We start from the raw sequence: 7,249 nt of genomic DNA, 5'->3' as shown, positions 1-7,249 counted from the left end.
GCCCTCGGCGGCCCCCGCGCCCTCGGCGGCCCCCGCGCCCTCGGCGGCCCCCGTGCCGCCGGCGGCGTCGAGCTCCCCGGCGAGCGCGGTCAGCGCCCTGCGGTCGGTCTTGCCGTTGGCGGTCAGCGGCAGGCCCTCGCGCCAGTGCACGGCCGACGGCACCATGTACGCGGGGAGCGAGGCGGCCAGTCGCTCCAGCACGGCCGCCGGGCCGACCGGCTCGGGACCGGCGCAGAACGCCACCAGCCGGGTGCCGCCCGAGACCACCACGGCGCCGTCCCGGACCCCGGCCACCCGCAGCAGGGCGTTCTCCACCTCGCCGATCTCGATGCGGAAGCCGCGGATCTTCACCTGGCCGTCCCGGCGGCCGAGGAACTCCAGCTTCCCGTCGGGCAGCCACCGGCCGTGGTCCCCGCTGCGGTAGAGCCGCTCGCCCGGCCGGAACGGGTCCTCGGTGAACGCCGCCGCGGTGCGCTCCGGGTCGTTGACGTACCCGCGGCCGACGCAGACCCCGGAGAAGACGATCTCGCCGGGCGCGCCGAGCGGTACGGGCGACAGGTGCTCGTCGACGACGTACACGCGCACGTTGGCGACCGGCCGGCCCAGCGGCACCCGGTCCCGCTCCGGCACCCGGGACATGACCTCGTGGTTGGTGTCGTCGCAGGTCTCGGTCAGCCCGTACGCGTTGACCAGGCGGATCCCGGGCTGGGCCGCGAACCAGCGCCGGACGAGCTCCTTCCTGACGGCCTCCCCGGTCACCGACACGCAGCGCAGGTCGGGCAGTGCGCGGGGCCGCTGCTCCAGCTCGGACAGGACCGCCTCCAGGTACGACGGGACGACCTGGAGCACGTCGACCCGGCCCCGCGCGACGGTGTCCACGAACCGCGGGACGTCCAGGACCACCTCCTGGGGGACCAGCAGGGTCCGGCCGCCGACGAGGAGTGCGGAGACCAGCTGCCACAGCGAGATGTCGAAGCACTGGGGCGCCGTCTGCGCGACGGTCCGTCCCTCGCCGACGCCCAGGTCGTCGATCTTGGCGAGGACGTGGTTGAGGAACCCCGCGTGCTCGCACATGGCGCCCTTGGGCTCGCCGGTGGAGCCGGAGGTGAAGTAGATGTAGGCCAGCTGGTCCGCGGCGACGGGGACACCGAGGTCGCCGGCGGGGTGGCCCTCCGCGTAGGCCGTGCCGACGTGCAGGACGCGGGCGCCGGTGCCGGTCCGGGCCGGCGTGCCGGTGCTGCCGTGCTCGGTCAGCACCAGCCCGCATCCCGCCCGCCCGAGGATCTTCCCGATCCGGTCGGCGGGGAAGTGCGGTTCGACGGGCAGGTAGACACCGCCCGCCTTGAGGACCGCGAGGACCCCGGCCAGCCAGTCCGGACCGCGCTCCATGACGACGGCGACGACGCCCTCGGGCCGCAGTCCGCGGGCGAGCAGCGCCCGGCCGATCCGGTTGGCCCGCGCGTTGAGCTCGCGGTACGTCCACCGCAGGTCGCCCCGCACCACGGCGACGGCGTCCGGGTGCGCCGCCGCCCGCTCCTCGAAGAGCTCGTGGACCCGGCGGTCCGGCAGCGCGCGGTGCGGCCCGGCCAGCCCGTCCAGCTGGAACCGGAGTTCGCCGGCGTCCGGCAGACCGTGCCGGTCGTGCGCGGCGTCCGGGTCGTCGGCGAGCCGGGCGAGCGCGGTCAGGTGGTAGCCGGTGATCCGGGCGGCGGCCCCGGCGTCCAGGACGTCGGTGCGGTAGCGCAGGCGCAGCGTGCGGCCGTCGGCGCGCACGTGGAGCACGGTGTCCTCGGCGACGTCGCCGCCGTGCGGATCGAGCACGGTCTCGAAGGGGACCGGTTCGCGGCCCGCCCCCCGCACCGCCGGCGTCCCGGCGGCCTCCCGTACCGCCGGGTCCGCCCGGGCGTCCCGTACCGCCAGGTCCGCCCGCGCGAGCAGGTCGCGCCACGGACCGGCGCCGACCGTCAGCCGGCGGCGCAGCGGCGCCGCGCCCTTCGCCGGGACGTAACCGGTGACGACCTCGCGCTCGCCCGACAGCGCCGCCAGGACCTTGGCGTGCGCGGCCAGGAGCGCGGACGGCTCCGGCATCGGGCCGGGCGGCAGCGGGACCTCGTGCTCCGCCGTGCCCGGGACCGGGTCGGGCGCCCACCTCGGAATGGTGTCCATCGCTTGTTCCCCCCTGTTGTTCCGCTGTTCCGCGTTGTTCCGCGTTGTTCCGCGTGCTTCGTGTGTTCTGTGCCTGCCTCGTGCCGCCGTCAGGCGTGCCGAGGTGCGACCGCCGGATTCCCGCCCCAGTGCGCCCCCGGCGGCACCTCCTCGCCCTTCATCAGGAAGGAGTCGGCGGCGAGCACGGCCGCGTCGCCCATCGAGGCGCCGTAGTGGACGAGCGCGCCGACGCCGAGCGTGACGCCGGCCCCGATCTCGATGTGGTCGGACTTGAAGGTGCCGTCCTCCTGCGAGTGCGACTGCACCTTGCTGTGCGCGCCGAGCGTGCAGTCGTCCCCGATGGCGGTGAGCGTGCGCTCGGTGATGTGGGCGCCGTCGTCGAAGACCCGGCGGCCGACGCGGACCCCCAGGAGCCGCCAGAGCAGGCTCTTGAAGGGGGTGCCGTTGAAGACGGCGAAGTGCGTGTCCGGGATCTTCCACAGCCGCTCGTGCCGCCAGAAGAGCGGGTCGTAGATGGAGTGCAGCCGCGGCCGGAGCGGCCGGAACCGCAGGAGGACCCGCTCCACCAGCGCGTAGTAGCCGGTGGTGAACACGAGGCCGGCGACCAGGGACGTCCCGATCAGCAGGCCGCCGACGGTGCCGTGACCCCCGTACAGGTCGAAGGCGGCGAAGCCGAGGACCGTGAGCACGAACCAGTCGAACCAGCGCAGCAACAGGAACAGGCCCATGGTGCGCAGGTTGTGGCGGTTCTTCGCGGCGAGGCGGCGGCGCAGCTCGTCGCCCTCCCGCAGGTGGTCGAAGCGCGTGTCGCGCTCCACGGTCCGCGGGATCTCGAAGGGCGGCGAGCCCAGCAGGCCGACCCCTTCGCGGAGCTCCCCGTCGAGCGGCACCATGACCTTCGTGGCGAGCAGGACGTTCGCGCCCGTACGGCCGCCCACCGGGTAGGCGATGTGGTTGCCCAGGAAGCTGTGGGGGCCGATCGTCGTGCGCGAGACCCGGAACGACGTGGCCGAGAACTCGGCGTTCATGATCGACAACCCGTCGGCGACCATGGTGCCGCGGCCGACGGAGACCAGGAACGGCGTCTCGTGCGCCACCGCCGTACCGAAGTTGGAGCCGGTCTGCTCGACGTGCGAGAGGTCGTACCCGAGGGCGCGCAGGTAGTGGACGATGTACGAGCTGTCCCCGCACAGCCACTTGAAGAACCTGGCGTTGGACAGCCGCGCGACGGTCCGCTGCACCGAGTAGTGGAAGCCGTAGAGCGGATAGACCCGGTCCGGCTCCAGGAACGGGTTCAGCAGCCGCGGGACCACGGTGACGACGGCGAAGCCGATCACGACGGAGCCCGCGAAGAGCGCGGCCGACAGCCCGAGCGCCTCGGCGTAGAACCGCCCCGACGTGATGTGCCGCGCCTCCCGGTCCAGCAGCACCTCCAGCGAGGGCGCCGCCGTGAGCAGCAGGTACGCGCCCCCGACGAGCAGCGGCATGGAGACCAGGAGTGTCTGCACCACGGTGGCCAGGCCGTAGCCCACCCGCCGCGCGGTGCCGCAGTCCGCCGGGGCGACCCGTACGTGGTCGACGTCCGTGCGCCGGGCCGGGGAGCCGTGCCAGCGCTGCCCGGCCGGCACCGCGGCGCCGCCGTACAGCGCCGACGCATGGCCGAGCTGGGACCCGTCCCCCATGGCGGTGCCGATGTCCAGGACGGTGTTCTCGCCGACGAACACGTCCCGGCCCAGGGTGACGCGGCCGGTGCGGATGCGTCCGGCGTGCGCCTGGTAGCAGAGGAAGTGCGCGTCCTTGCGGATCACCGTGTTCGCGCCGACGGTGAACAGGTCGGTGCAGACCGGGACCGAGTGGGAGAGGATCGTGACGTTCCCGCCGATCCGCGCGCCGAGGGCCCGCAGGTAGAGCACGAAGAGCGGATTGCCGGCGAACAGGACCACCGGGTTCGCGTGCAGCAGCACCTTGACGGTCCAGAAGCGGAAGTAGGCCAGGCTCCAGACCGGGAACTCGGTCTCCTTCCAGCGGCCGACCAGCACCCACTTGGCCACCACCGGCAGGGTGCACAGACCGGTCAGGACGGCGCCCCCGAAGACGGCCGACCGCAGATAGACGTCCACGACGCCCTCCCCGGCCGAGATCCAGCCGTACCCCCGGGCGGTGACGAGCCCGGAGAGGGCGCAGTACAGCGCGAAGGCCAGGAACTGGAGCGCCCCGCACAGGACGTACCGTGCGCTGCCGCCCCGGACGGGCGGCCCGGCCGGCGCGGGCGGCGGCGCGGGCGCCCCGGCCGGGACCTCGGCGAGCGCCGCCGCCAGACCGCGGATCGTCGGGTGGCCGTACACGTCGCGCATCGACACGGCCGGCAGGTCGGGATGCTTCCTGACCCGTGCGCAGAAGTGCGCCATCACCAGCGAATTGGCACCGAGGTCGTCGAAGAAGTGACTGTCGACGGGGACCCGCTCCACGCGTACGACACCGGCGAGCACCTCCGCGAGGACACGTTCGGTCCCGCTCACCGGGTCGCGGCCGGCCGGTGACGGCGCCGGAGCGACGGTCGTGACCTCACCGGGATCTCCCACCACTTGGTCTCCTTGCTGATGAGTGCTGCCGATTGCTGATGGGCACTGATGTTTGCTGCTGATTGCGGACCGTTCGGAGTGTCTGGCGCCTCCGGGGGGAATGCGAAGAGTTCTCGCCCGCAGTTTCAATGCGCTCCCGAATCGGTGACGAACGGGGCGACGGTGGAACAAGGTGATTCCTGGGTGACTCCGACGGGCCGGAAGGTAGGCTTGTTCCGCGTGCGGAAAATGTTCCGCACGGCAGTGCTGTGTTCACGGTCCACGGTCCACGGTTCACGGGAGCGAGTGTGTCCGCGGAAAGGGGAGGGCGGGCGGGAGGAGGTCGTTCCGTGGGTGGCTGGAGCGGCCGAGGGGAAGGGCGCGGGCGGCACGGCATGATCCGCGGAGAGTACGGATCGCGGGTGAGGCGGCTGTCGGCCCTCCTCCGGGCCCTTCTGAGTCCCCCGTGTCGTGGTGCGACCGAGCCGTCTCCACGGGCCCGGCGGAATGCAATCCGAATTGTTTCGGGGTGCTCATGAACGGGTCAAGGCCGTTTCGGCCTATGGCGCTTTATCGCTGTTCCGGATGACGTTGTCGGATTCCTCGAAGGATCTGTTCCGCACGTCCTGCCGGGATGTTTTCCCGGAGGCGTCACATGTGTTGTTGAGCCTTCCACTTCCTGAAGGGAAATTATTCGGCCACGGGTGCATGACAAAAATCGGATTCGATTCTGTTTGCGATTACCGTGGAATTGCTGCCGCTTTTCCGTCGTGCGGCCGAACCGGATCGGCGGCGTTCCGCCGCCGGCCGCCCGGTCCCGGCCCCGCCTCCCCGGCCCGTACCGCGGCACCGGGAGATGAGTGCGACCTCGCCCGGCGGATACCTTTAGGACGTGCAGCCAGCAAGCGAACCCCCTCAGAGGACGTCCGGTCGTCTCCACCGGGCGCGTGCCCTCTACCGGAACGTCTCCAAGCGCAGGACCGCCTGGCTGCTGCTCAAGGACACCGTGAACTCGTGCATCGAGTACCGGATCCTCGGACTCGCGGCGGAGGCGGCGTTCTTCACGCTGCTCTCCGTCCCGCCGCTGCTGCTCAGCATGATCGGCCTGCTCGGCTACGTCGACGACTGGACCGGCGCCGACACCATCGCCAGCCTGGAGAGAAGCCTCCTGGAGGCATCCCGCACGGTCCTGACCGACAAGGGCGTCACGCAGATCGCCCAGCCGCTCCTGCACGACGTGATGGAGGGCGGCCGTCCCGACGTCATCTCCCTGGGCTTCCTGTTCGCCCTGTGGTCCGGCTCGCGCGCGGTGAACGTCTTCATCGACACCATCACCGTGATGTACGGCCTCGACGGGGTGCGCGGTATCGTCCGGACCCGGCTGATGGCCTTCCTGCTCTTCCTCGTGGCCCTGCTGATCGGCTCGGTCGCCCTGCCGCTGATGGTGGCGGGCCCGGACGCCGTGGTGAACGTCGTGCCCTGGTCGACGACCGTCGTCCAGGTGCTGTACTGGCCCGTCGTCATCGTCCTGTCGGTCGTCTTCCTGACGACGCTGTACCACGTGTCAGTACCCGTGCGCTCCCCCTGGATCGAGGACGTGCCCGGCGCCCTCGTGGCCCTGGCCATGTGGGTGCTGGGCAGCTTCCTGCTGCGCATCTACCTGACGAACACCGTCGAGGGCCCCACGATCTACGGCTCGCTGGCCGCGCCCGTCGCGGTCCTCCTGTGGATCGGCGTCTCCGCCTTCGCCGTGCTGGTGGGCGCCGCCGTCAACGCGGCCATCGACCGCGTCTGGCCGGCCGCCGCCACCGCCGCCGCCCGCGCCGTCAACGAACGGCTGCGCGCCGAGCAGGCCGCCGACCTCGTGGCCCGCGCGGCCGCGGCCCGGGCCGCGCAGGCCGAGGAGGACCCCGACGACCCGGACATGCCCTCCGAGTTCCCCGAGCGCTGGTCCCGCTTCCTCCCCCCGGAGGACGTGACCTCCCGGCTGCGGACCCACGCCAGGACCACCTCCAGGAACGGTGACGAGGCACCGCCGCCGCAGTGACCGGCGAGGGCGCCGCACGGGAGCGGCGCAGCCTTCCGCCCGTGGCCGAACCGTACGCCGGTACGGCGCCGATGCCGACGCCTGCGCCGTACCGGGAGCGGGCGTCGCGGCTCACCGGCGCGGTCGTGTGGACCCGTACCGCCGTGCCCGGTGACACCGCGCCGGTGCTGCCCGACGGGTGCATGGACCTGCTGTGGACCGAGGGCCGGCTGTTCGTCGCCGGTCCCGACACCCGCGCCCACGCGGGCGACGACCCCGGCGGTCCGGCGCGGTACGCGGGCGTCCGGTTCTTCCCCGGCACCGCGCCCGCCTACCTCGGCGTCCCCGCCCACGAACTGCGCGACCGCCGCGTGGACCTCGCCGACCTGTGGGGCGGGGCCGCGGCGCGGCGGCTGACCGAGCGGGTGGACGCGGCGGGGGACCCCGCCGCCGCGCTCGAAGCGGTGGCCCTGCGGCGGGCCGCCGGCGCCACGCC

4 protein-coding genes are annotated in these 7,249 nt (G+C 72.8%); 2 read left to right on the top strand and 2 right to left on the bottom strand.

Annotated elements, in window-relative coordinates; all coding sequences use genetic code 11:
- Together KM933_RS38060 and KM933_RS38055 are read right to left on the bottom strand one after the other, a co-directional pair.
- Positions 1-2,166, bottom strand: a 2,166-nt coding sequence (locus KM933_RS38060; RefSeq protein ID WP_221361954.1) for an amino acid adenylation domain-containing protein, incomplete at its 3' end; no start/stop codon positions are given.
- Between the two features lie 89 nt (positions 2,167-2,255).
- Positions 2,256-4,751, bottom strand: a complete 2,496-nt coding sequence (locus tag KM933_RS38055) for a Pls/PosA family non-ribosomal peptide synthetase (protein ID WP_221361943.1) — start codon at positions 4,749-4,751, stop codon at positions 2,256-2,258.
- 868 nt (positions 4,752-5,619) lie between these two features.
- Between KM933_RS38055 and KM933_RS38050 the strand changes: the two genes are divergently transcribed.
- Both KM933_RS38050 and KM933_RS38045 read left to right on the top strand, forming a co-directional pair.
- The gene (locus KM933_RS38050; RefSeq protein WP_221361941.1) at positions 5,620-6,774 is read left to right on the top strand and encodes a YihY/virulence factor BrkB family protein; all 1,155 of its coding nucleotides are present in this window, start codon (positions 5,620-5,622) and stop codon (positions 6,772-6,774) included.
- A gap of 71 nt (positions 6,775-6,845) precedes the next feature.
- A partial coding sequence (locus tag KM933_RS38045) for a DUF6597 domain-containing transcriptional factor (RefSeq protein ID WP_347355176.1) occupies positions 6,846-7,249 on the top strand: 404 nt, incomplete at its 3' end.

The organism is Streptomyces beigongshangae (assembly GCF_019710745.1).
Classification (GTDB): Bacteria; Actinomycetota; Actinomycetes; order Streptomycetales; family Streptomycetaceae; genus Streptomyces; species Streptomyces beigongshangae.
Note: the sequence above shows the minus strand (reverse complement) of the source record. Positions and strands in the feature narration are given on the sequence as shown.